The 23,035-nt window shown below is 39.6% G+C and carries 20 protein-coding genes and 2 pseudogenes; 20 read left to right on the top strand and 2 right to left on the bottom strand.

Annotation, left to right across the window (positions count from 1 at the left end; all coding sequences use genetic code 11):
* From napG to OO773_RS06375, 7 genes and pseudogenes are all read left to right on the top strand, one after another.
* A complete protein-coding gene (gene napG / locus OO773_RS06405) occupies positions 1–759 on the top strand; it encodes a ferredoxin-type protein NapG (RefSeq protein WP_034376280.1) in 759 nt (252 codons plus the stop codon).
* Positions 759–1,553 carry a quinol dehydrogenase ferredoxin subunit NapH gene (gene napH / locus OO773_RS06400; RefSeq protein WP_034376278.1) on the top strand — a complete coding sequence of 265 codons (795 nt, stop codon included), beginning with the start codon at positions 759–761 and terminating at the stop codon, positions 1,551–1,553. Before napG ends, napH begins: the two co-directional genes overlap by 1 nt.
* A gap of 42 nt (positions 1,554–1,595) precedes the next feature.
* Complete coding sequence (locus OO773_RS06395) at positions 1,596–1,841, top strand: hypothetical protein (protein ID WP_040499214.1); 246 nt, start codon at positions 1,596–1,598, stop codon at positions 1,839–1,841.
* 33 nt (positions 1,842–1,874) lie between these two features.
* A pseudogene (locus OO773_RS06390) lies at positions 1,875–2,162 on the top strand (PAS domain-containing protein); the annotation flags it as partial.
* A gap of 558 nt (positions 2,163–2,720) precedes the next feature.
* Positions 2,721–2,924 (top strand): annotated as a pseudogene (locus tag OO773_RS06385) (methyl-accepting chemotaxis protein); the annotation flags it as partial.
* An 8-nt stretch (positions 2,925–2,932) separates the two neighbouring features.
* Positions 2,933–3,148, top strand: coding sequence for a hypothetical protein (locus OO773_RS06380; RefSeq protein ID WP_264828484.1), 216 nt, complete (start codon positions 2,933–2,935; stop codon positions 3,146–3,148).
* Between the two features lie 98 nt (positions 3,149–3,246).
* Positions 3,247–4,536 (top strand): SLC13 family permease, encoded by a 1,290-nt coding sequence (locus OO773_RS06375; protein ID WP_231102832.1) that lies wholly within the window; start codon positions 3,247–3,249, stop codon positions 4,534–4,536.
* On the opposite strand, the gene OO773_RS06370 is transcribed toward OO773_RS06375, so the two are convergent.
* On the bottom strand, positions 4,501–5,499 hold the full coding sequence (locus OO773_RS06370) for a restriction endonuclease subunit S (RefSeq protein WP_006564541.1): 999 nt from the start codon (positions 5,497–5,499) through the stop codon (positions 4,501–4,503). The two genes, OO773_RS06375 and OO773_RS06370, sit on opposite strands and share 36 nt — an antisense overlap.
* On the opposite strand from OO773_RS06370, the gene OO773_RS06365 reads away from it, so the two are divergent.
* The 13 genes from OO773_RS06365 to mfd are packed head-to-tail and all read left to right on the top strand — an operon-like array spanning position 5,484 to position 22,005.
* Positions 5,484–8,186, top strand: coding sequence for a UvrD-helicase domain-containing protein (locus OO773_RS06365; protein ID WP_264828483.1), 2,703 nt, complete (start codon positions 5,484–5,486; stop codon positions 8,184–8,186). The two genes, OO773_RS06370 and OO773_RS06365, sit on opposite strands and share 16 nt — an antisense overlap.
* A 32-nt stretch (positions 8,187–8,218) precedes the next feature.
* Positions 8,219–9,502, top strand: coding sequence for a sodium/proton antiporter NhaA (gene nhaA, locus OO773_RS06360; protein WP_264828732.1), 1,284 nt, complete (start codon positions 8,219–8,221; stop codon positions 9,500–9,502).
* 43 nt (positions 9,503–9,545) lie between these two features.
* On the top strand, positions 9,546–9,860 hold the full coding sequence (yajC, locus tag OO773_RS06355; RefSeq protein WP_034376267.1) for a preprotein translocase subunit YajC: 315 nt from the start codon (positions 9,546–9,548) through the stop codon (positions 9,858–9,860).
* A gap of 6 nt (positions 9,861–9,866) precedes the next feature.
* On the top strand, positions 9,867–11,477 hold the full coding sequence (gene secD / locus OO773_RS06350) for a protein translocase subunit SecD (protein WP_176601985.1): 1,611 nt from the start codon (positions 9,867–9,869) through the stop codon (positions 11,475–11,477).
* Positions 11,464–12,429 carry a protein translocase subunit SecF gene (secF, locus tag OO773_RS06345; RefSeq protein WP_006564545.1) on the top strand — a complete coding sequence of 322 codons (966 nt, stop codon included), beginning with the start codon at positions 11,464–11,466 and terminating at the stop codon, positions 12,427–12,429. Before secD ends, secF begins: the two co-directional genes overlap by 14 nt.
* An 18-nt stretch (positions 12,430–12,447) precedes the next feature.
* Positions 12,448–12,789, top strand: coding sequence for a DUF6394 family protein (locus tag OO773_RS06340; protein WP_006564546.1), 342 nt, complete (start codon positions 12,448–12,450; stop codon positions 12,787–12,789).
* Entirely contained in the window at positions 12,789–15,230 is a 2,442-nt protein-coding gene (leuS, locus tag OO773_RS06335) for a leucine--tRNA ligase (protein WP_176485930.1), read from the top strand. The genes OO773_RS06340 and leuS overlap by 1 nt, the downstream gene beginning before the upstream one ends.
* Complete coding sequence (gene lptE, locus OO773_RS06330) at positions 15,227–15,733, top strand: LPS assembly lipoprotein LptE (RefSeq protein WP_006564548.1); 507 nt, start codon at positions 15,227–15,229, stop codon at positions 15,731–15,733. Before leuS ends, lptE begins: the two co-directional genes overlap by 4 nt.
* A complete protein-coding gene (locus OO773_RS06325; RefSeq protein ID WP_006564549.1) occupies positions 15,730–16,923 on the top strand; it encodes a folylpolyglutamate synthase/dihydrofolate synthase family protein in 1,194 nt (397 codons plus the stop codon). The genes lptE and OO773_RS06325 overlap by 4 nt, the downstream gene beginning before the upstream one ends.
* On the top strand, positions 16,913–17,815 hold the full coding sequence (locus OO773_RS06320) for a M23 family metallopeptidase (protein WP_006564550.1): 903 nt from the start codon (positions 16,913–16,915) through the stop codon (positions 17,813–17,815). The genes OO773_RS06325 and OO773_RS06320 overlap by 11 nt, the downstream gene beginning before the upstream one ends.
* Positions 17,802–18,740: a M23 family metallopeptidase gene (locus tag OO773_RS06315; RefSeq protein ID WP_006564551.1), complete on the top strand. Its 939-nt coding sequence runs from the start codon at positions 17,802–17,804 to the stop codon at positions 18,738–18,740. The genes OO773_RS06320 and OO773_RS06315 overlap by 14 nt, the downstream gene beginning before the upstream one ends.
* A complete protein-coding gene (locus OO773_RS06310) occupies positions 18,653–19,045 on the top strand; it encodes a bactofilin family protein (RefSeq protein ID WP_006564552.1) in 393 nt (130 codons plus the stop codon). The genes OO773_RS06315 and OO773_RS06310 overlap by 88 nt, the downstream gene beginning before the upstream one ends.
* On the top strand, positions 19,045–22,005 hold the full coding sequence (mfd, locus tag OO773_RS06305) for a transcription-repair coupling factor (protein WP_006564553.1): 2,961 nt from the start codon (positions 19,045–19,047) through the stop codon (positions 22,003–22,005). Before OO773_RS06310 ends, mfd begins: the two co-directional genes overlap by 1 nt.
* Here mfd and waaF read toward each other — a convergent pair.
* A complete protein-coding gene (gene waaF, locus OO773_RS06300) occupies positions 21,983–22,987 on the bottom strand; it encodes a lipopolysaccharide heptosyltransferase II (protein WP_006564554.1) in 1,005 nt (334 codons plus the stop codon). The two genes, mfd and waaF, sit on opposite strands and share 23 nt — an antisense overlap.
* Positions 22,988–23,035 lie beyond the last annotated feature (48 nt).

The raw sequence follows: 23,035 nt of genomic DNA, 5'->3' as shown, positions 1-23,035 counted from the left end.
ATGCAAAGACGGGCTTTCTTGCAAACAGCATTCAAGGGGGCCTGTTTATGTGTGGGAGGGGGAGCGTTTTTAAGTGCGATGCTTAAGGCTAAATATAGCCAAGATGCCTACGCGCTTAGACCTCCGGGGGCTGAAGATGAGGCGCGTTTTTTAAGCCTGTGTGTACGCTGTGCGCTATGTGTAAAAGCCTGCCCCTATGATACGCTAAAACTTGCCACCTTGCTAGATTATCCCAAAATGGGAACTCCTTTTTTTGAAGCCCGCAAAACTCCTTGTTATCTCTGCCCAGATATTCCTTGTATTAAAGCCTGCCCTACCGATGCGCTAGATAAAAAACACCTGAAAAAAGATCAAGGGATTTCTTCGCTAAAAATGGGGATTGCCGTGATTGATCCGGTGGCTTGTGTGGCGTTTTGGGGGGTAAGATGTGATGTGTGTTATCGTGTGTGCCCTTTAATAGATAAAGCCATTAAATTAGAAAGTAGACACAATAAGCACACGGGCGAGCACACCTATACTTTGCCGGTTGTAGAGCCTAGTGCGTGTGTGGGCTGTGGGCTTTGTGAACGCGCCTGTATCACTAAAGAACCCTCTATTAAAATTCTACCTACCGCCTTTGTAAGCGGAGAGGCGGGTAAACACTATATCAAAAGCTGGGGCACTCAAGCTCAAGATCAAAAACAACTTAAAAATGCCAAACCCAATACGCTTAATCCTAAAACAGATAACCCACTAGACTACCTTAACAAGGGGCTTTAATGCGCTACCTCATCGCCAGACGCATCGTACAAATTGGTATTTTATTACTCTTTATGAGCACTTCTGCCGGTTTTATTTTAAAGGGTAATTTGAGCGCCTCCATGCTTTTTAACACTATTCCGCTTAGCGATCCTTTTGCTACTTTGCAAGTTTTTTTAGCTAGTTTGCATGTGGATATGTTAGTACTCTTAGGGGCGTTAGTAATAGGGGCGATTTATGGTCTTTTTTTAGGGCGGAGCTTTTGTTCTTGGGTGTGCCCTATTAATTTAATTGTAGATTTTGCCGCATGGGTTAGGCGTAAATTTGCCTTTAAAGGCGTTAGTTTGACTCTGCCTAAAAACCTGCGCTACATTCTTTTAATTTTAAGCCTCGTGCTTTCCTTTATTCTTTCTTTACCCGCATTTGAAAGCGTGTCTTATATTGGTATTGTGCAAAGAGGCATTATTTATGGTACGGCCTCTTGGCTAATAGTTGGCTTTTTTCTCTTTTGTGTAGATACTTTTTTAGGCGATCGACTCATTTGCTCGCGTCTGTGCCCCTTAGGTGCGTTTTATTCTGTTATAGGCCGTTATGCGCTTTTAAAAGTAGAACACAATGCCATGCGCTGTACTAAGTGCGATTTATGCTTAGAAATATGCCCTGAGGTACAAGTGCTTTGGATGGTGGGAGTAGAAAGTGTAGCGGTGAATTCAGGGGAGTGTATTCGTTGCGGGCGTTGTATTGAAGTGTGCGAAGATGATGCGCTACATTTTAGTATTTTGGATTTGAAAGGGAGTTTTGGCCAACGCGCCTAATTTTGCTATCGTGTGTTGTTAAATTAATCCTTAAGGTTTGTTATGTTTTCAGGTGTTTATACCCGTTTTTTAGATCGTTTGGCTACAAATCTCACACCAGCAGATTTAAACGATATGAAGGTTTTAGATCAAATCCACTCTAGCTTACAAAATTTTAACGAATTTCCCTCTGAAAGTGCGCGTGCTCTAATTAAGGCTTTTATACAATTAATAAAAGCCTTGCAAGCGCGTATAGAGGAGTGTACCCATTTGCACCAGCAAATCAAAGAATTAACAGAAAAACACTAAGCCCTTGAAGAAGAGTTTTCTATCAACAAAAAGATGATTGATGCTAATTTAAATGGATCGTGGTATATGTATTATCCTAAGGATGGAAAAGTAGATGGTAGCACCCCTTTTATATGGTCTAAAAGGTATCGCGAATTACTAGGTTTCCAAGATGAAAAAGAGTTCCCCAATTTGCTCTCTGCTTGGGCAGATCGCGTACACCCTGATGATGCTGATAGAACTTATGCGGCCTTTTTTGCATGTCTAGCGGATAAAAGCGGAAAGGCCACTTATTCAAGCCAATACCGCTTAAAAAATAAGCAAGGGGTTTATAAATACTTTAACAATAATGGAGAGGTAAAACGCGATGAGGCAGGCAATCCAATTTTTATTGCCGGATCAATTCAAGATATTGATAATGAGGTGCACCATAGACAAGAGTTAGACAAGGTGATTGAACGATTAAATCTTTCTTTATCCCTTATCTCTGATCAACTTTTTGATATTTGTTTGCAAGGAACAGATATTTTAGACCCTAAAAATTCTTGTTGGTTTTCCCCCCATTTGCCCCAAAGTGTGATGCATGCTAATGAAGTGTCTTTACAAAGCCTACTTAATTGCCTCTCTACTGAGAGTAAACCCCTCTTTTTACAAGCACTAGAAAAGTTAGCCTCAGATCTACACCAAAACCAAGCAATCAAGCCTATAGAATTAGAAATCATGATCAAACCCATAGATGAGACGAATCACTACGCTTATAAATTCCAAGCAACCGCCCTTAGAAAAGATGAGGGAAATTTGAGTACAAGGCGTATTGTGGGGGTGCTTTCTAATATTGATGCGCAAAAGAAACAAGATGAGTATTTTGCCAAAGAAGAGGAATTTAACAAACAAACTAAGGCAAATTTATCAAATATCGTTGAAGTGATTGCTAAGATTGATGGCATTGCTAAACAAACCAATTTATTAGCCCTCAATGCCGCCATTGAAGCCGCGCGCGCAGGCGAACATGGGCGCGGGTTTGCGGTGGTGGCTGATGAGGTGAGTAAGTTAGCTAGTAAAACCGGCGAGGCAACTAATGAAATTAGTACCTTGCTTAAAACCGAGCGTTAATGTTAACTTTCTTTGCATGCGCTATCATCGCTACACTTATTTATACGCTCTTGCGCGAGCGTTTATCCCCAATGGTTGCGCTCACGCTTGTACCTTTGATCGGCCTACTTGGTTTTTGGATCACCAGCGGGCTTATTGGGCATAAGGTTGTTGCAAATAATTATGCTTATTTGCTTAAACCTAAACATATTAAAACTTTTTTAGAAAAATTTTAATTTTAATCCCCCCCAAAGATGCAATCACCCATTTTAAAAAAGCCGCCTATAAAACCCTCAATCTCAATGATTTTAATAAAAAACCTAAAAACGCTGTAGTGCATGAAAAAGAGCTTTACCAAGCCTACAAGGCCGGATTAAAAGCCCTTAAAATTCAAACCCCCTCTGAAAACGCCATAAAAGAGATGTTACAAACCCATTCAATCTGGCGTACTTTTTTAGATCACTCCCATGTACTTGTTTCTTATCTTAGACATGGTGTTAACAAAGTCTTTAATATCGCGCTGATGTTTATCTTTGCCATTCTCTTTTTTGCCATTCTTAATGATATGGGGCTTTTTAATCCTTTAATTAAAACTATCATCGCCCTTTCTAAGGGAAATGCGATTGCTATTTGTGTGGGTACATGCATCATCGCTACACTTGTGCATTTAGACGGTTCAGGAGCTAGTACCTTTTTAGTAGTAATCCCCCCACTCTTGCCTATCTATGAGCGTCTTAGACTTAATCCCTATCTTTTAATGTTACTAGTGGCTGCTAGCGCAGGGCTGGCTAATCTTTTGCCTTGGGGAGGTCCTTTAGGGCGCGTGGCTAGCGTACTTGGGGTAGAAACTAGCACGCTTTATTATCCCCTCTTGCCCTTACAAGCCATTGGCTTTTGTTGTATCCTTTTTTTAGCGGTGGTTTTAGGTTATAGAGAAACAAGACGCTTAAAAGCCTTGCCCTCTGATAACCTGCCCTCTAATAATTCAAAAGAGATAGAAACCCCTAATTTAGATGCAGCAAAACATTTTATCCCTAATTTGTGCGTGGCAGTGCTTGTATTATCAGCGGTGATATGTAAAATCTTGCCCCCCGAATTTTGCTTTTTAATCGCGCTTTGTGTTGTCTTGCTGATTAATTATGACAGCCCTAAGGCGTGTATGGCTAAGATTAAAGAATGCTCCCCTGAAGCTATTTCTATGGCCTTGATTTTATTAAGTGCGGGGGTGTATATTGGCATTTTAAGCGGATCGGGCATGTTAGAAGCCATTGCTAAAAATTTAACTGCCTATCTCCCCACTTCTTTATTGCCCTCTTTGCAGTGGATAGTAGGCGCTTTAGGTGTACCTCTTAAATTAGTCTTAGACACCAATAGCTATTATTTTACTTTCTTTCCCATTATCGCCCATTTAGCACCCACAGGGCAAGCCCAAAGCGTAGGCTATTGCATGCTTATTGGTGCAACTTTAGGTACTTTTATTTCGCCCTTTTCGCCAGCTCTTTGGTTAGGATTAGGGCTTGCTAAACTCTCTTTAGGAAGGCATATTGCCTATAGCTTTATCTGGCTTTGGGGATTATCTTTAATCTTCTTAGGTGTGGCTAGAATGCTTAATTTGGTGGGTTAATTGCCTTTCAACCTCAGTCTTTGCCCTCTTTAAAAGTTTAAAAGATTGGGTACGCAGATCAGCGCTTTTTTTAAGTTTAATTTCTATGTTTTGCTGGATTTGTTGATCTAGCAGAGGGATAAGCAAGTTAGAAATTTTGCTAAGTTTTAAATGCGCAATCACAGAACCTATACTTTCTCTTTCAACTTGCAGCTTTACTACTTGGCTAGTTAGAACTAGGCTTAAATAATGGGGGCTAATTATATTGCAATCCTTGATTTCAAGCCGTAAAATGGCGCTACTTAGCACTACTTTTAAATCCTGTGGCACACAATAAGCAATCCCTATACTGCCATCTTTACTAAATAACACTTCATTTTGTTTAGGATAAAGCGATTCTAAATCTCTTTTGGGGTCTAGAAAAATTGTGCTAGCACTTAGATCAAAAGGGCTTAAATTACTCACCCGCACAAAAGGCACACCTACACTTTTATAAGCATCACTACCCGGTTCTATAGACTTTTTAATGCGTACTAAATCTTTTAATCTAGCGTGGGGGTGGGATTTGATTAGGTTTTCATTGTGTGTATACTTTTCTTGATAATATTGCACATCTAACCGCCTTGTTTTTAAAAAACTCTCTTTAAAAGTTTTAATGGTGTAGTTTTTGGGAGTATGGGTTAAAAGCGTTTCTAATAGTACCCACTCAGCGTATCTATAGGCTAATCTAGCTTGTTTTAAAAGAGATTTAATGGGAGTTAAACGCTTCTTTAAGCCGCATTTAAGAGGGATATTCCCCCCCCACGCACAAGCGCGCTCCACTTCTAATTTAGCTTTTTCTAGCTCTTTATGGGCTTGCTGGCGCAATGTAAAACTTTTTTGGAGGTGTTTAGCGATGTGCTCTTGGATACTTTGGGGATTAAAGTTGTAATCTTTTAAAATAGTGGGTTTTTTGCTACAATCAGAGAATGGAAAAACAAGCATACAACCAACCCTACTTGGCTTTAAAAGCCTCTGCTGGCAGTGGTAAGACCTTTGCTCTCACTCTACGCTATATCGCCCTACTCTTTGAAGGAGCTAAGCCAAACACCATTTTAACCCTCACCTTTACCAACAAAGCGGCATCAGAAATGCGCGAGCGCATTTATAATACCCTTGCTAGTCTGCATACAGAAAGCCAGATTTGGGCTAGAAATAAAAAATATATCCCCAGTGATAGCAAAATCCAAGCTATCTTAGAGAGTTTACAGAAAAACTATAATCTTTCTTGGAGTCAAATTGCCCCCAAAAGTGAAGATGTTTATACGCAGTTTTTAAAAGCAGACCCGGCGATTCAAACTATAGATGCCTTTTTTCAAAAAGTGCTACGCAAGTTTAGCTATTTTGTGGGGGTGCGATCTGAGTTTCAGGTAAGCAATGTATCTAAAGAGGATAAACTCACCTCTTTTTTACAAACCCTAAAACCCCAAGAATTAGAAAAAATCCGCTTCCTTTGTTTCTCTTTACTTGGCGATGGATTTAAGGCTTCTTATGTTCTTGAGTCTATTCTAGAATTACTTGAAAAAAGTGGTATCTATGCAAACTCCCTCCCTTCTAAGCCACAATATGAAAAAGAGGCCATTATTTTTAAGGATTTAGCTTTTTTCCTTGATCGCTACAAAGCACACTTAATCTACCCAAATGCCCTTGACTTTGCCACTATCACCTTAAAAGTACAGCAACTTTTAAATAACCCCTTTGATATGGATTTCTTTTATTTTAGACTTGATAGCCAGATTCGCCATATTCTCATTGATGAGTTTCAAGACACAAGCCCCCTACAATACCAGATTCTCAAACCTTTAATTGAAGAAATCAAGGCAGGCAAGGGGCAAAAATGGGGAGATAGGAGTGTGTTTTTTGTGGGCGATAGCAAGCAAAGCATTTATCGCTTTAGAGGGAGTGATAGCGTTTTATTTGAACGGGTTTGTCAGGAAAATTCAAGCCAATCTTTAAAGCATAACCATAGAAGCACAGGCGCTGTTTTGGATTTTGTGAATAATACTTTTTTGCGTGTCATAGAGGGTTATGAGCCCCAAAGCCTGCCTAAAAATAGATTAGACTACCAAGATCAAGGCTATGTACGGATTAAAACGATTAAAGTGGGGCAGTATAAGCAAAATTCAAGAAGTTATGGCGAGAAGGGCGAGAAGGAGAAAAACGAAGCTATTTTTAAGGGGGTTTTAGAGGAGATAGAAATTTTACTTAATGGAGGCGTGTCTGCTGAGGATATTGCTATTTTGTGCCTTAATAACAAAGATGTTAACGGGCTAAAAGATTTTCTTATAGAATCTAAAGAAAATAACCCGCTTTTACAAAATGTACAGATTGTGAGTGAAACAGATTTGCGCCTACTTGCCCAGCATGAAGTTAAAATTTTAATCTACGCTCTACGCTGCGATCTAGAGCCTGACTACCAAAGCTACCACCTTGCTTGTATCTCTAAATTACTAGGCTATGCGCTAGATTACCCCCTACAAGAAAAACTCCCCGCTAAAAATTCCCATTTGAGTACCTATATTTTAGATTTAATGCGCGCGTTAAAGCTTCATGGCCAAAGTGCCCAGTACTTTTTAGAACTCTCGCTTAACTACCATGACAAACAAGAATTCTTAGAGTATTTAGAAAAAGAAGATATTAAGATCGCCTCAAGCCAAAAACAAGGCTTGCAAATCATGACTATACACAAATCTAAGGGAATGGAATTTGGGCATGTTATTTTGATGGATCGTTTGGCAAGCAGAGAGCAAACCGATCAAGATAAATTGTTCGTTGATTCAAATGGGCGTGTTTTTTATAAAGCAAAAGATAGAGAAAAGGAAGTAGATCCAGAATACAAAAAAGCGCTAGAGGCGTATCAAAAGGAGAATGAAAAAGAGAAAGTTAATAGGTTATATGTGGCCTGTACACGGGCTAAGGAGGGTTTGAGCATTGTTAAAAAGGATGGGAGTAGAATGGGTGCTAATAAGAAACCTACAAGCACAGAAAGCGCTTTCAAGATTAAGATTGGCACTAAGGATTTAAATCTTTTTCCAGACAACCAAGAAAGAAAAGAAGGGTGGCAGCCTAAAACCTCTAGCCCACAACAACCCCTTAAAACCCCCGATCGCATTCCTTGTTTGCTATTAGATCAAAAAGCTTTTGGGGCACAAGAAGATTATCAAAAACCAGAAGAGTCTTTAAAGGCAAGTAAATCTGCGCGTTTCTTTGGAATTGCCATGCACAAGGCTTTAGAGTTTTTCTATGGCTATGGCGTGTCTCTTGAAATAATAAAGGCTTATTTGACACACTATTATAGCTTGCAAGGCGTTTCAGTAGAAGGGGTTTTAAAGCGGCTCTTAGCCCTACACAATTTTCCAGAATTTCAAAATCTTTTAAAACAAGGGAGTATTGCAACCGAAATTAGCTTTAAATCCCACCAATCTTACATGCGCTTAGACATGCTAATTTATAAAGACCCCAAATTTTATATCCTTGATCACAAAAGCGGTAAAGGAAGTCAGAAGGCATATAGGGCGCAGGTTAAAAACTACGCCACCACTCTTCAAAAAATCTATCCTAAACAGGAAATGCAAACTCCCTCCCTTCTAAGCCACAATATGAAAAAGAGGCCATTATTTTTAAGGATTTAGCTTTTTTCCTTGATCGCTACAAAGCACACTTAATCTACCCAAATGCCCTTGACTTTGCCACTATTTTTCTCTTTATTAGCGCTGTGCTAGCAATGATTTGTGCTAATTCTGCTATAGCTCCCTATTATTTTGAACTATGGCACACCCAAATTGGGTGGGTTTTTGGAAAAACCTTTGTAGGGTTTTCTTTGCATGAGTGGATTGATGATGTGTTCATGGCCTTCTTTTTTCTATTAGTTGGGTTAGAAATTAAGCGAGAGGTTCTGTATGGGGAGTTGTGTGGCTTTCAAAAGGCAGCTTTTCCGGTTATCGCTGCTTTAGGGGGCATGCTTGTCCCCGGATTGATTTATTATAGCCTCAATGTTAATACAAATAGCGCGCATGGATTTGGTATCCCTATGGCTACTGATATTGCCTTTGCCTTAGGCGTTATTTTATTATTGGGCAAACGGGTACCCACTTCTTTAAAAGTATTTTTAGTTACCCTAGCTGTAGCAGACGATCTAGGCGCAATTATTGTCATTGCCATTTTTTATAGCACTAATTTACAGATAACTTGGCTTTTATGTTCGGGGGCTATTTTAGCCATGCTCATTGGTTTAAATAAAATGGGGGTGCGCCATTTATTGCCCTATTTATTGCTAGGGGTTTTTCTATGGATCACAACCTATAATAGCGGTATCCATGCCACTATCGCCGCTGTGGCTCTTGCATTCACTATTCCTATTAAAGTTTCTCAACAATCTGAGTTGCTCCAAACCTTTTACCAATCTTTACAGCGCTTTAAAGATAGCCTAATGCATTCTCCCCCACTTAATAAACCACTAGATCAAGAACAACGCGATTCTTTGTATGCTCTACGGAGTGCCACTAGGTCTTTACAAAGCCCACTAGAGCGTTTAGAGCGTGTTTTACACCCTTATGGCGCTTATTTAATCATGCCTTTGTTTGCCCTAGCTAATGCTGGGGTGCATATTGGAGCGCAATTGCATTTTAATGTGGATAAGATTTTATTAGGGGTGATGTTAGGGCTTATTGTGGGTAAACCCGCTGGGATTTTTCTTATCACCTTTTTAGCCGAGAAAATCAAGATTGCTAAACGGCCTGATGGGGTGAGTTGGTGGCAGATTTTAGGGGCAGGAATGTTAGCAGGCATTGGCTTTACAATGTCCATGTTTATTTCTAATATCGCTTTTAACAGCAAAGAAGCAATGGAGGTTTCTAAGATCGCCATTTTGCTAGGTTCGATGGCCTCAGGTATTTTGGGTACTTTTTACCTTTTAATTTTAGGGAGCTTTTTAAAAGCCAAAAATTAGAAAAAGTAGCTATAATGCTAGGTTTATGCTATGAAGGAACAAAATGAATCAGAGCCGGGAAATTTTAACCTCTTTGTTGCCCTTATTGGTGCTTTTTTTGATTTTCTACTTTTTAATTATCCGTCCACAACGCAACCAAGCCAAAAAACACAAAGAAATGTTAGAGGGTCTGCAAAAAGGGGATAAAATCGTTTCTCAGGGAGGGTTGATCTGTGAGGTGATCAAACCGGAGAGTACTTTTTTTAAGGTTAAAATTAATGATACAACAGAGGTTAAACTCTCTAAAAACCATGTTGCCTACAAACTTGAGGAATTAGAGAGCGAAACAAAAACCACTTTGCAAAAAGGGAGCAATTGATTTTGAATGTCTCGAATCTTTAATGCGAGATTATTGGTTTTCATGCTGGCCTTTATCTTTGGGGTGGGCTTTTCTTTGCCTAGTTTTTTACAAACTAAGGGGCCTAAGATCACTTTAGGGTTGGATTTAAGGGGGGGGTTGAGTTTGCTTTTAGGGGTGCAGGTACAAGAAGCGCTTAAAAATAAATATGCCTCTATAGCCACCTCTTTAGATTATGCTTTCAAACAACAAAATTTGTTAATCCAAGATTTGCGCTCTTCATTACAGGGTGTTTCTTTTACTTTGCTAGATAAAGATGACGCTAAGAGCGTTGCGCATATTTTGGAGGATTTGCGCAAAGATGGAATTGAGATTTTTGTTAGCCAAAATAGCTATAACTTGCATTTTTCCTTTGAAAAAGCCCAAGCTCTCAAGCAACAAACCGTAGTACAGGTTATTAGCACCATTAGAAACCGCCTCGATCAATTTGGCCTAGCCGAACCCACTGTTTTACAACAAGGTAAAGATGCGATTTTAGTCCAGTTGCCCGGTATTAAAAGCATTGAAGAGGAACAGCGGGCAAAGGATCTCATCACCAAATCCGCGCATTTACAAATGATGGCTGTAGATGAGCAAAAAAACGAATATCTAGATCAATTAAGCAGTGCAGAGATAGAAAAACTAGGCGATGTTGTATTATCCTACACAGGCGAGCGCGGTAAGTTATTATTAAAAGCCGTTCCCATTTTAGATGGGGAAATGTTAACAAATGCCCAAGTTGTTTATGATAAAGATAACCGTCCTGTTGTGAGTTTTTCATTAAATGCGCAGGGGGCTAAAATCTTTGGGGATTTTTCAGGGGCTAATGTGGGCAAACGCATGGCCGTTGTATTGGATAATAAAGTGTATTCAGCCCCCTATATCCGCGAACGCATTGGGGGAGGAAGTGGGCAGATTAGCGGGAATTTTACTGTAGCGCAAGCAAGCGATTTAGCCATTGCGCTTAGAAGTGGGGTTTTAAGCGCACCACTTGTTGTACTTGAAAAGCGCATTATTGGCCCTTCTTTAGGAACGGATAGCATTAAAACCTCCATTGTGGCGCTTATTTCTGGCTTTATTTTAGTTATGGTCTTTATGATTGCCTATTATGCCCTAGCTGGAGTTATTGCTAGCATGGCCTTGATTGTCAATTTATTTTTGATTGTTGCGGTCATGGCTATCTTTGGGGCGACTTTAACATTACCGGGCATGGCTGGAATTGTACTCACTGTGGGTATGGCCGTAGATGCCAATATTATTATCAATGAGCGCATTAGAGAGGGGCTTAGGGCTAATGAGAGTGTAGCACAGGCTCTATTTTCAGGCTATGCCAATGCCTCACGCGCTATTTTTGATTCAAATTTAACCTCTCTGATTGCTTCTTTATTGCTCTATGCCTATGGTACGGGCTCTGTTAAGGGTTTTGCGCTCACTACCGGCATTGGGATTTTAGCCTCAATTCTTACGGCCATTATAGGTACGCAAGGCTTTTATCAAGCTATTCTACCTAAACTCTCACGCAAGAAAAACCTTTATCTTTGGTTTGGTGTAAGCCAAAGTGTTAAACATCACAAAAGGATAGCCCGTGGAACTCTTTAAACGGGTGAGAATTTTAAATTTTATGGAGTATTCTAAATGGGGCTTGGGGGCTTCTTGTGTTGTACTTTTGCTTTGTTTAGCTTTGATTATCTTTAAGGGTTTTAATTTGGGGGTGGATTTTGCAGGGGGGAGTGTAGCACAGGTGCGTTTTGAGAAAAAAGCGCCTTTAGCACAAATCCGCGAAGTCTTTGCAAAAGCCCATTTAAATGGGGTACAAGTAAGTGCCTTTGGCTCTGATCAAGAAGTGGTGATTAAAATTCCTGTAGGTAAACAAGAAATCAAAGATTTAGGCAGCCAGATTACAGAAATTTTAGCGCCTCTAGGTAAATTTGAAATCCGTAAATTAGATAGTGTAGGGCCTAAGGTGGGCGATGAGCTCAAACAAAGAGGGATTTTATCTTTGGTACTAGCCATTGTAGCGATGATGTTATATGTGAGTTTTCGCTATGAATGGCGCTTTGCCCTAGCTAGCATTTTAGCATTAGTCCATGACAGCCTCATCACCGCTACAAGCGCCATTGTTTTTAATATTGATTTAAACTTAGAGGTTATCGCTGCGGTTTTAACCTTAATTGGTTATTCCATTAATGACACCATTATCATTTTTGATCGCATTAGAGAAAAAATGCTTGCCGGTCGCTCTAATGATCTTAATTTTGTGATTAATGAGGCTATCTCTAGTACCTTGACCCGTACACTTCTTACTTCTTTAACCGTCTTTTTTGTGCTTTTAGTGCTCTATCTCTTTGGGTCTAGGATTTTAATTGGCTTTTCTTTGCCCATGCTCATTGGCACTGTTGTAGGGACTTATAGCTCTATTTTCTTAGCCCCCCGTATTGCCGTGCTTTTAGGTTTTGATTTAGCCAAATACCATGATAATGAGCTCAAAAAAGCCAAACGCAAACAAGAAAAGGAGCGTTTACGGCGCTTGTATGAACATGGAAGAGTCTAAACCACAGAAAGGATAGCCATGGATTGGGGTCGGGTTGTTTTTACGGTCTTTAGTTTGGCTAGCACCACCTCTATTGCGGGCTTTCTTTATGAACCTAATGTGGTGGTTTTATTTGTGGCTATGGCGCTTAATTTCATCGTTACAACCCTTAAAATCGGGGTACAAAAACAATTTGCTTCTGAGTTAATGGGGGGGTCTTTGGTAGCGCTTCTTCATCTCATGCCAGCCTTTATATTTTTACAAATTTTAAATAATCTAATTCTAGCCTACACTCTTATGATTGGGGCGCTAATTAGTAATGTCTTTTGTTTGATATTACTCATCATTGATAGCATTAAAAATACAGATGTGGAATACTAATGCAAACCTATAATCCTAAAATCATTGAAAAAAAATGGCAAGAAATTTGGGCTAATGATTTAGCATTTGAACCTAGTTCTGATTTTTCTAAACCTAAAAAATATATTTTAAGCATGATGCCTTATCCTAGCGGTGAGGTACACATGGGGCATGTGCGCAATTATGCAATCGGCGATGCTTTAGCGCGTTACTACCGCCAAGTGGGTTATAATGTATTACACCCAATGGCTTTTGATGCCTTTGGCATGCCCGCAGAAAATGCGGCTATCAAACACCAAATCCACCCCAAAATCTGGACAGAGAAAAATATAGCCAACATGCAAGAGGAATTTAAGGCGCTAGGGTTTTCCTTTAGTAAGACTCGCGAATTTGCCACTTGCGATCCTAATTACACCAAAATTGAACAGCAATTTTTTATAGAGATGTTTTCTAAAGGTTTGGTATATCAAAAAGAGGCGTGGTTAAACTGGTGTCCTCTTGATCACACAGTTTTAGCTAATGAACAAGTCATTGATGGGAAATGCTGGCGCTGTGGCTCTGCTGTAGTGCAAAAGCAAATGCCACAATACTATCTTAGAATTACAAAGTATGCTGAGGAACTTTTAGAAGAACTTAAGAATTTAAAAGGCTCTTGGCCTACACAAGTTTTAAGCATGCAAGAACAGTGGATTGGCAAATCAGAAGGGTTAGCTTTTAGCTTTGCATTAGAAGCTGAAAGTATAGCGCGTTTAAATAGATCGGATTTAACACAAATTGAGGTATTTACAACCCGTATTGATACGATCTTTGGAGTAACTTTTGTAGCGCTCTCCCCCGGGCATGTGTTAATCCAAGCTTTATTAAAAACAGATTTACTAAACACAGAGGCTAAAGAAGAGATTTTAAGCATTCAAAATACCAATATGCGTACGCGTTCTTTAGAAAAAAGAGGGGTTAAATTACCGCTATCTGTTTTACACCCCTTAACCAATGAATCTATCCCCGTTTATATGGCTAATTTTGTACTAGATAATTATGGGAGCGGGGCGTTAATGGGAGTACCCGGGTGTGATCTTAGAGATCATGCCTTTGCAACCCTTTTTAATATCCCTATTAAAGAACTCATTGTAGGAGAAGTAGCGCCTTGCCCAGTAGGTATTTTAAAAAATAGCGGGGAATATAACGGGCTTAGCACCACAGAGGCTAAAGAAAAGCTTAGTACACTTTTTGAGCAAAAGGGATTAGGAAAGCGCATTATTAATTATCGCTTGCAAGATTGGGGTATTTCACGCCAGCGTTACTGGGGAGCGCTTATTCCTATGATACATTGCGCACATTGTGGCTTAGTGTGTGAGAAAATAGAAAATTTGCCTATTTTATTGCCCGAAGATGTGGTATTTGATGGCGAGGGCAATCCTTTAGATAAACATAAAAGTTTTAAACATTGTCTTTGCCCTAAATGTGGACAAGAGGCGCGCCGAGAAACTGATACAATGGATACCTTTTTCCAATCTAGTTGGTACTTTTTACGCTACACCACCCCGCCTAAACTTTGGGATAAACAGGCTTTTGATTTAGACGCACTAGATTATTGGATGGAGGTAGATGAATATATTGGCGGAATCGAACATGCCATTTTGCATTTACTTTATGCGCGCTTTTTTACTAAGGCTCTTAGAGATTTGGGTTATCTTCATATCAATGAACCCTTTCAGGCTCTCACCACTCAGGGCATGGTGCTTAAAAATGGCGCTAAAATGAGTAAATCTAAGGGCAATGTGGTTACGCCTCAAGAGATTTTAGAAAAATACGGGGCAGATATTGCTAGGGCATATATCCATTTTGTCGCACCGCCTAATAAAGAATTAGAATGGAATGATCAAGCCCTAGAAGGCGCAGCGCGTTTTTTAAAACGATTTTATGAAAAGTCATTTTTAGCAAAGGCTTGTAAACAACTCCCCTTTTTAGATGTAAATAATCTAAGCGATGCAGAAAAAGAAGCCCGTAAAAAAATTTATTTAGCCTTACAAAAATGCCATGATATTTTTGATAAAGTCCAGCCACATTATCCCTTTAATACTTTGCTTGCCTTTTGCATGGAAGCACTCAATGCCCTAGAAAAAACCACAAATAGCGCCTTGTGGACAGAAGGGTATTATATTTTAACCCATGTGTTAGAGCCTCTTATCCCCCATGTCTGCCATGAAATTTCTAAACGGCTTTTTAATTTGAGTAATTTTAAAACCCTCCATGTAGATCCACACGCATTAGAAGAAGATCAAATTACAATGGCCGTTACAATCAATGGCAAAAAACGAGGGCAAATTGTGATCTTAAAAGATTTAAATCAAGAAGCGCTTTTACAAGAGGCTAGAGTTAGCGTGGCTAAATGGCTAGATCAAAAACGCGTGATTAAAGAAGTTATCGTACCCCATAAATTAGTGAATTTTGTCGTGCAATGAAAGCCATTAGCGCGCTTTTTGCCTTGGTTTTATTAACAGGTTGTGGCTATAAACCCATTGCCGCCCTTTCAGATAAGGTTTTAGGCAAAGGTATATATGTGCGCTTGGTGGTGAATTTGCCCAACCCTAAAAACTCTGTGGCTTTTAAGGACATGCTTAATCGCGTCATTGTACAGCGTTTCCAAAATACCCTAACTAGTCAGAAACAAGCCGATTCTATTATTACCATTGAAATCACGCGGGTAGCTGATACTTCTATTAGCCAAAATCAAGAGGGCTTTACCACCTTCTACCGCGCTACGGTGTATGTGGATTACACTTACAATAATAAAATGGGCACTGTAAAAACTTTCCATGATAGCGGTTATTATAACTACGCTGTTTCATTACAAGACCCTCTCATCACTTACAATAACCGCATTTATGCAATCTCCCAAGCCCTAGATCAAACTCTTACCCAGTTTGTCTCCCAAATTGCCTATGAAGGTAAACTCAATAAATGAATTTAACAGACTATCTAGCCTCTAAAGCACAGGAGTACGCACCCTTTGATCCTAAGCGTTTTAAGCGTATCTACACCACTTTTAATGCGTATTGTCAGGATCAAGTGCCTAAAATCCAAATCATTGGCACTAATGGTAAGGGTAGTACAGGGCGTTTTTTAACTTTGGGGTTAGAACAGGCTGGCTTTAAAGTTTTACACTTCACCTCCCCTCATCTATTAAATTTTAAAGAGCGCTTTTATTCGCAGGGTAGAATCATCACAGACGCTGCTTTAGAAAAAGCACACCAAACTTTACAAACATTGCCCCTAGAACCCATGAGTTACTTTGAATACGCCACTCTTTTAGCCATTGTACTAGCCCAAGATTGTGATTATTTAGTGGCTGAGGCGGGTTTGGGAGGGGAATTTGATAGCACAAGTGTTTTAAATAAACGAATCGCTCTTATTTATACACCCATTAGCCTAGATCACACAGAAAGGTTAGGCCATAGCTTAAAAGAAATTGCTACTACTAAACTAAGAGCTATGATTGATTTAGAGCCACACACACCTATTTTATTAGCCCACCAAAACCGCCCCTTTTTAAAATTAGCCAAGCAAATGGCAAGCAAATATTCTTTAAAGTTAGCGCCCCTAGTGCCTCCCCCCTCTTTAGCCATACAAGCTTATGCCCACAAACACCACTATCCACCCTTTTTGGTTGATAATTTACAAACAGCGATTAGTGCTTTAGAAATCTTAAATATTGATTCTTCTCTTGCTACACTTAAACCCTTAGATTTACCGGGTCGTTTTGAGTTTTTGACACCCTCTATTATCTTAGATGTGGCGCACAATGTAGGCGGGGCTAAGGCTCTGGCTAAAGCCCTAGCCGATCAAAGAGTGGATTTGGTGTATAATAGCTATCAAAGAAAAGACGCTTATGGGGTTTTAAAAAGCCTTAAATCCCGTGTTAAACGGGTGTGGATTTTAGAAGTATTAGATACACAGATGATAGATAGGGGGGTTTTGGAGGGGTTTTTAGAGCAATTGTGCATACCCTTTGCTCCCTTTAGCTGGGATACTTTTAACCCCTTTTCTGGTTTGTTTGTGGTGGCCGGGTCTTTTAGTGTTGTGCGTACATTTATAAAGGGCTATCAAAAGTATCAGGGGCATTTTGAGGGTAGTAGGGGTTTGTGTGCCAGATAAATTTGTCTTAACAATTATTGATGAAAATGGGTCTAAACAACTCAGGCTTTCTAGGCATGTAAAACGGCATGTACTCTTAATCACCATGCTAGTTATCGGGTTGTTATTAGCCGGAGGGTGGTTTTTAGGCTACTTGGTTGAAAAGATTAGTAAAATGACTTTAGAAAAAGGTATTTTAGAGACCAATTATAAAAATCTGTATACTAAAAATAACACGCTCAAGCTTGAGATTTCTCAAAAAACCCAAGAAATTGCCTTAGTTAGCCGTAAAATTAAAGATTTTGAAAATCTTGTACAGGTTAAAAAGAGTCAAGGCGATGATGCCTATAGCAGTGTGGATTTAAAACAACTCTCTATCCCTAATAAAACCCTAGCTTTAGCCCTTATCCCTAATGGAGAACCTATTAAAACCTATAGCACTAAAACTTTGATCAACTCCCCTAATAAGAGATCTTTAGGCCCCTACCATGGGTATAATTTTAATACAACGCCAGATACACCCGTGTATGCAACGGCTAGTGGAGTGGTAGATGTGGTGCTTATTAGAAATTATCAAGGCTATGGCAAATTAATACGATTAGAACATGCTTTTGGGTTTAGTTCAATCTATGCGCGCCTTAATAGCATTGTGATTAAAAGGCATGCATTTGTACAAAAAGGAGAGCTACTTGGTTATAGTAGCAATAATCTACACTATGAAATCCGCTTTTTAGGCCGTATTGTAGACATGCCAAAATACATGGATTGGGACATGGCTCACTTTGATTCAATTTTTAAAGACGATTCTCAAGTCAGCTGGAAAAATCTTTTCTATAGCATTAAAGATATGGCTCATATCCGTGAAAAACGCCAAACTACAGAACATTTAGGGGTTATGGGTGTGGCTGAATAAACGCCTCATTTTAATGTTGACTTACAAAGATGGGAGTAAGTCTATTAATGTGCACATTGTCTACAAACAGATCATGTACTACATTCTCTTATTTATACTGGCCGTGTTCATGTTTTTAGGCATCGCGCTTTATGCCTTTGATGTAGAAATCAAAACCACCAAAGCCCAGACTAAAAAACTCAGTGCAGAATATTTCAAGAGTTCACAAGCCCATGCGCATTTGAGTGAAAAGGTTCAAGGCTATTTAGAAGAGCTATTGCTAGCAGGCGATCGCATCAGCGATTTAGAAGATTCAGTAGGGATTGAAGGGGAGGATACTAGCGATGCGCCATTAAGCCAACGCCTAGATGTGGCTAGCATTACAGGGGCTCAAAAAACTTTTATCATGCGTTTTATCCCCAATGATAACCCACTTGAATCGTATCGGCGGATTTCTAGCCCCTTTGCTAAGCGTTTTCACCCCATTTTACACCGCTTGTTTAACCATACAGGTGTGGATTTAAGTACGCCAATTAACACACCTGTTTATGCAACCGCTAGTGGGGTGGTGGGCTTGGCTAATAGCGGGTGGAATGGGGGTTATGGGAGGCTTGTTAAACTTTACCACCCCTTTGGTTTTCAAACTTATTATGCGCATCTTAAAAGAATTGTAGTTAAAAACGGCGAATTTGTCAAAAAAGGCCAACTTCTTGCTTATAGTGGCAGTAGTGGCATGAGCACTGGACCGCATTTACACTATGAAGTGCGTTTCATGGACAAGCCGATTAATCCTATGTTTTTTATCACTTGGAATATGAGAGACTTTGATTTTATTTTTACCAAAGAAAGGAATATTGCATGGCAATCTTTACTAACGATCATAAACAACCTACTAACGGATCAGCCACCATCATCGCCCAAGGCACCAAATTCAAAGGAGAAGTAAATATTGATTGCCATCTACATATTGATGGCGAATTAGAAGGCATTGTCCATTCTGAATCCACTGTTGTGATTGGCAAAAATGGTGTGGTTATGGGGGATATTTTTGCGGCAAGATTAGTAGTAAGCGGTAAATTTAACGGGAATGCACAGGCTGATGTGATTGAAATCATGCCCTTAGGGTATGTGGATGGTAAAATTGTGAGTTCAGAATTAATTATTGAACGGAAGGGAATCTTAGCCGGGGAGAGTCGCCCTAGAAATGAAGTGATCAAAGCTTTAGAAGAAAATAAAAATCCTAAAACCTAATGCAATCTAGCCTTTATTTTGCTCTCCCTTCTTTTAACAGCACAATTTTAGTGGTTGCAGATAATAAACAGGCTCAAGAAGCTTTACAGGTGTGGCGCTTTTTTAAACCCCACATTCCTGTTTTTGTGTTGCCGGAGTTAAGAGTTTATTACCTTGATGATATGCGCGCTTTTAACACAGAACTTAAAGAGCTTTTAAGCGTATTGGGTTGTTTTTATCAATCTAAAGAAACAAACCCACAAACCCGTCTTATCGCTCCTTTAAGCGCGCTTTTACACCCTTTACCCAAACCCTTATTACTCCAAAGTTTTATGATAGAGTGTTTAGAAAGTTATTCTTTAGCAGAGTTAAAAGAAAAGTTTTATTATTATGGCTATGATTTTGTAGACATCATTGAATTACCCGGTGAGGCAAGTTTTAGGGGCGATATTGTAGATATTTTTATCCCCGGTCAAACTAAGCCACACCGCATTAGCTTTTTAGGGCAAGATTGTGAGGATATCCGCACCTTTGATCCAATTACCCAGCTAAGCGATTCAGAACTCTTAGAATTTTTAGAGATCACGCCCGCACTCTTCAGTTTAAGCCAAGAAAACTACACGCTTTTACAAGAAAGGATAGAAAAACTAGAAAGTAGCGTATTGATTAAAGATATTGGATCGCTTGGGTTTTGGGTTTTGGAGGATTTTGGGATTGATTTTTTACAGCACTATAGCGCCACCTTAAGCCAAAAAGCCCATTTAGAGGCAAAAGAAATTTTTGATTTTAACCCTGCTGATAATCTAAAACATGCCCTCAGCTTACCGGTGCTACAAACCCCCCCTAATTGCCAAGATATTCAGATTCATTTAAACCAATTAGACACATTTTTACAACTCAACGCCCATAAACGCGTTACTTTGCTTGCTAAGAATATAGACTTAATCCCTACACACCATCTAAACGCCCCCTTTAAAAGTGTTGTTTCTGATTGTGTGCTCCATTTTAGTACCCCAGATGTGATTTTTTTCTCTTTGCACTCCTACCCACAAAAACACCCATTTTTACGCCCTAAACTCATCTTAGATGAGCTAAGCCCGGGGGATTTTGTCGTGCATGAAAATTATGGAGTGGGGCTTTTTAAGGGCCTTGTCCAACAAAGTATTTTTGGCAGTGTGCGCGATTTTATCGCTTTAGAGTATCAAAATGAGGATATGTTGTTATTGCCTGTAGAAAATTTACACCTAGTGGAGCGCTACATCGCTAATAATTTCCCTGTTTTGGATAAGTTAGGTAAAAGTAGTTTTATCAAACTTAAGGCTAAAGTCCATGCCGAAATCTTAGAAATGGCCTCACAGATCATTAATTTAGCCGCTAAACGCTATTTATTAGAGGGGGAGAAAATCAACGCAGATAGCGCTAAACTCAAGGCCTTTAAACAAGCCTGTGGTTTTACTCTAACCCCCGATCAAGAGAGTAGCATTACAGCCATTTTAGAAGATCTGGCTCAAGGGCGCGTCATGGATAGATTACTCAATGGCGATGTGGGCTTTGGCAAAACTGAGGTGGCCATGCATGCTATTTATGCTATCTTTTTAAGTGGCAAGCAAAGCGCTATGTTTGTCCCCACCACACTTTTATGTGCCCAGCACTTTAACACCCTCCAAGCACGCCTAGAACCCTTCAATCTTAAAGTAGCCAAGCTAGATCGCTTTAGCAAGGATAAAAAGGAGGTTTTAGAGGGGATCAAAGAGGGGCGTATTTCTGTAGTGGTGGGTACCCATGCGCTTTTAGGGGCTAAATTTAAAGACTTAGGGTTAGTGGTGGTAGATGAGGAACATAAATTTGGAGTTAAGCAAAAAGAGGCGATCAAAATTTTAAGCCACCAAGTGCATTCTTTAAGCATGTCAGCTACCCCTATTCCAAGAACGCTTAGCATGGCTCTTTCTAAAATCAAGGGGGTGAGCACTTTAACAACACCTCCGGCTAATAGAAAACCTAGCCGTACCTTTGTGAAGGAAAAAACAAACCCCCTGCTCAAAGAGATTATTTTAAGAGAATTACGCCGCAAGGGACAGGTTTTTTATATCCATAATCATATTGAAAGCATGCCCAAAGTCAAACAAAAACTTTTAGAGTTACTCCCTAATTTGCGTGTAGAAATTTTGCACTCTAAAACTCCGGCAAAAGAAGTAGAACAGATCATGGTTAATTTTGCACAGGGGCATTTTGAAGTGCTTTTATGTACTTCTATTGTAGAGTCAGGAATTCATTTACCCAATGCTAACACCATTATCATAGAACAAGCCGATCGCTTTGGTTTGGCTGATTTGCACCAATTAAGAGGGCGCGTAGGACGGGGGAATAAAGAAGGGTTTTGTTACTACTTAGTAGAGGATAAAAACACACTAGGAGAACAAGCCAGTAAAAGACTTTTAGCCTTAGAAAAGAATTCTTATTTAGGTAGCGGGGCTAGTATTGCCATGCATGATTTAGAAATTAGAGGCGGGGGGAATTTTTTAGGGGCAAATCAGAGCGGGCATATTAAAGGCATTGGTTATAAGTTATATACCAAAATGTTAGAAGAGGCCATTTCTCAAGAGAGTGGAGAGATACAGGAAAGTTTTAGCGTAGATTTAAAACTCCAAGTCAGTGGCTTTTTAAGCCCGGATTTAATCCGTAGCGATAGTTTGCGTTTAGAACTTTATAGACGGCTTTCTTTATGCCTTGATTTAGCCAGTGTGGCTGCAATTCAAAGTGAGATTCATGCGCGTTTTGGAGCGCTAGATTTAATGACCACCCAGTTTTTACAAATTATCCGGATTAAAATTTTGGCTAACCAGCTTAAAATCCATAAAATTTCTCAATATGGGCAAAACATCACCCTTTTTTTTAAAGAGAAACAAAAACCTTTGCAAGCCCCTAGTAAAGATGATGTATCTGTGTTACAAACCATTCTTACAGCTCTGCAGACTCTTTAGTTTCTAATAAATGCATGGCTACTTCAATCACTTCTTCAGGCTTAATTGTATCCATGCAGGCATGGGGTTTAATAGGGCCTGTTTTAAGCGGACAGGTGCGTTTTTTACAAGGCGCACAGGGGAGATTTTTAAAGAGTAATTGTGCTTTTAAGGGCTTATAAGGGCCTGTTTCATGCAGATCTGTAGGCCCAAAAAGAGCGATTAAAGGGGTTTGTGTAGCGGTGGCAATGTGCATAGGACCGCTATCATTACAAATTAAGAGATCAAGAGCGGCGATGGTATCTATTAAAACAGGGATAGTGGTTTGCCCACATAGATTATAAAGATTGGCATGGGGCAGGGTTTGATCTAAAATTTCTTGAATGACTTTTTGATCGTCTTTAGAACCTAAAAGATAGATCGCATGCCCTTGATTTAATAAGGCTTGAATCAGGGTTGCAAAATAATTTGTACTCCAGCGTTTAGCACTCCCAAAGGCAGCTCCCGGACTAATCCCAATGTGTTTTTGTAAAGGGGATAATTTAAGAGGAGTGGCTTTTAATTTAAGAGGTGGGGGATTATTTAAAGCCATTAGGGGGGATAATAAATGGTAGTAGCGCTCTACTTGGTGGCCTTTATGGGGTTTTAAAGCATGGGTTAAAAGAAAAGAGCGGCAATTTTTAGCATACCCGATTCGAATAGGGGTTTGGCTAAAGTAAAGCAAAAGGGCCGCATATAAATTATTAGTTAGGGCTAAACCTATATCACAAGGGCCAATGTCTCTAGCTAGTTTATAAGTAGCCCACATGCGGCATTTAGCGCTCTTGGTTTTATCAATGATTAAGACATTATGTAAATCGCGCTCAAAGAGTGCACACACACTACCAGAGCCAACAAGAACATAAGTTGCGTCTTTAAAAGTGGCTTTGAGAGTCTGTATAAGAGGTGTGGCCATCACGCCATCACCTAGCCAATTAGGCAAACGCACTAAAATTTTCATCATCACTCTTTATACTACTATCATCGCCAAAAGTGTTTGTGCTATTGTCAA

Origin of the sequence: Helicobacter suis HS1 (genome assembly GCF_026000295.1) — a bacterium.
In the GTDB taxonomy this organism is placed as follows: Bacteria; Campylobacterota; Campylobacteria; order Campylobacterales; family Helicobacteraceae; genus Helicobacter; species Helicobacter suis.
Note: the sequence above shows the minus strand (reverse complement) of the source record. Positions and strands in the feature narration are given on the sequence as shown.

What these genes read in the sequence shown, in the direction of transcription:
- napG (WP_034376280.1), top strand. Translation starts at nt 1, where the DNA reads ATGCAAAGACGGGCTTTCTTGCAAACAGCATTCAAGGGGGCCTGTTTA.
- napH (WP_034376278.1), top strand. Translation starts at nt 759, where the DNA reads ATGCGCTACCTCATCGCCAGACGCATCGTACAAATTGGTATTTTATTA.
- OO773_RS06395 (WP_040499214.1), top strand. Translation starts at nt 1,596, where the DNA reads ATGTTTTCAGGTGTTTATACCCGTTTTTTAGATCGTTTGGCTACAAAT.
- OO773_RS06380 (WP_264828484.1), top strand. Translation starts at nt 2,933, where the DNA reads ATGTTAACTTTCTTTGCATGCGCTATCATCGCTACACTTATTTATACG.
- OO773_RS06365 (WP_264828483.1), top strand. Translation starts at nt 5,484, where the DNA reads ATGGAAAAACAAGCATACAACCAACCCTACTTGGCTTTAAAAGCCTCT.
- OO773_RS06370 (WP_006564541.1), bottom strand. Translation starts at nt 5,499, where the DNA reads ATGCTTGTTTTTCCATTCTCTGATTGTAGCAAAAAACCCACTATTTTA.
- yajC (WP_034376267.1), top strand. Translation starts at nt 9,546, where the DNA reads ATGAATCAGAGCCGGGAAATTTTAACCTCTTTGTTGCCCTTATTGGTG.
- secD (WP_176601985.1), top strand. Translation starts at nt 9,867, where the DNA reads ATGTCTCGAATCTTTAATGCGAGATTATTGGTTTTCATGCTGGCCTTT.
- OO773_RS06340 (WP_006564546.1), top strand. Translation starts at nt 12,448, where the DNA reads ATGGATTGGGGTCGGGTTGTTTTTACGGTCTTTAGTTTGGCTAGCACC.
- leuS (WP_176485930.1), top strand. Translation starts at nt 12,789, where the DNA reads ATGCAAACCTATAATCCTAAAATCATTGAAAAAAAATGGCAAGAAATT.
- lptE (WP_006564548.1), top strand. Translation starts at nt 15,227, where the DNA reads ATGAAAGCCATTAGCGCGCTTTTTGCCTTGGTTTTATTAACAGGTTGT.
- OO773_RS06325 (WP_006564549.1), top strand. Translation starts at nt 15,730, where the DNA reads ATGAATTTAACAGACTATCTAGCCTCTAAAGCACAGGAGTACGCACCC.
- OO773_RS06310 (WP_006564552.1), top strand. Translation starts at nt 18,653, where the DNA reads ATGGCAATCTTTACTAACGATCATAAACAACCTACTAACGGATCAGCC.
- mfd (WP_006564553.1), top strand. Translation starts at nt 19,045, where the DNA reads ATGCAATCTAGCCTTTATTTTGCTCTCCCTTCTTTTAACAGCACAATT.
- waaF (WP_006564554.1), bottom strand. Translation starts at nt 22,987, where the DNA reads ATGATGAAAATTTTAGTGCGTTTGCCTAATTGGCTAGGTGATGGCGTG.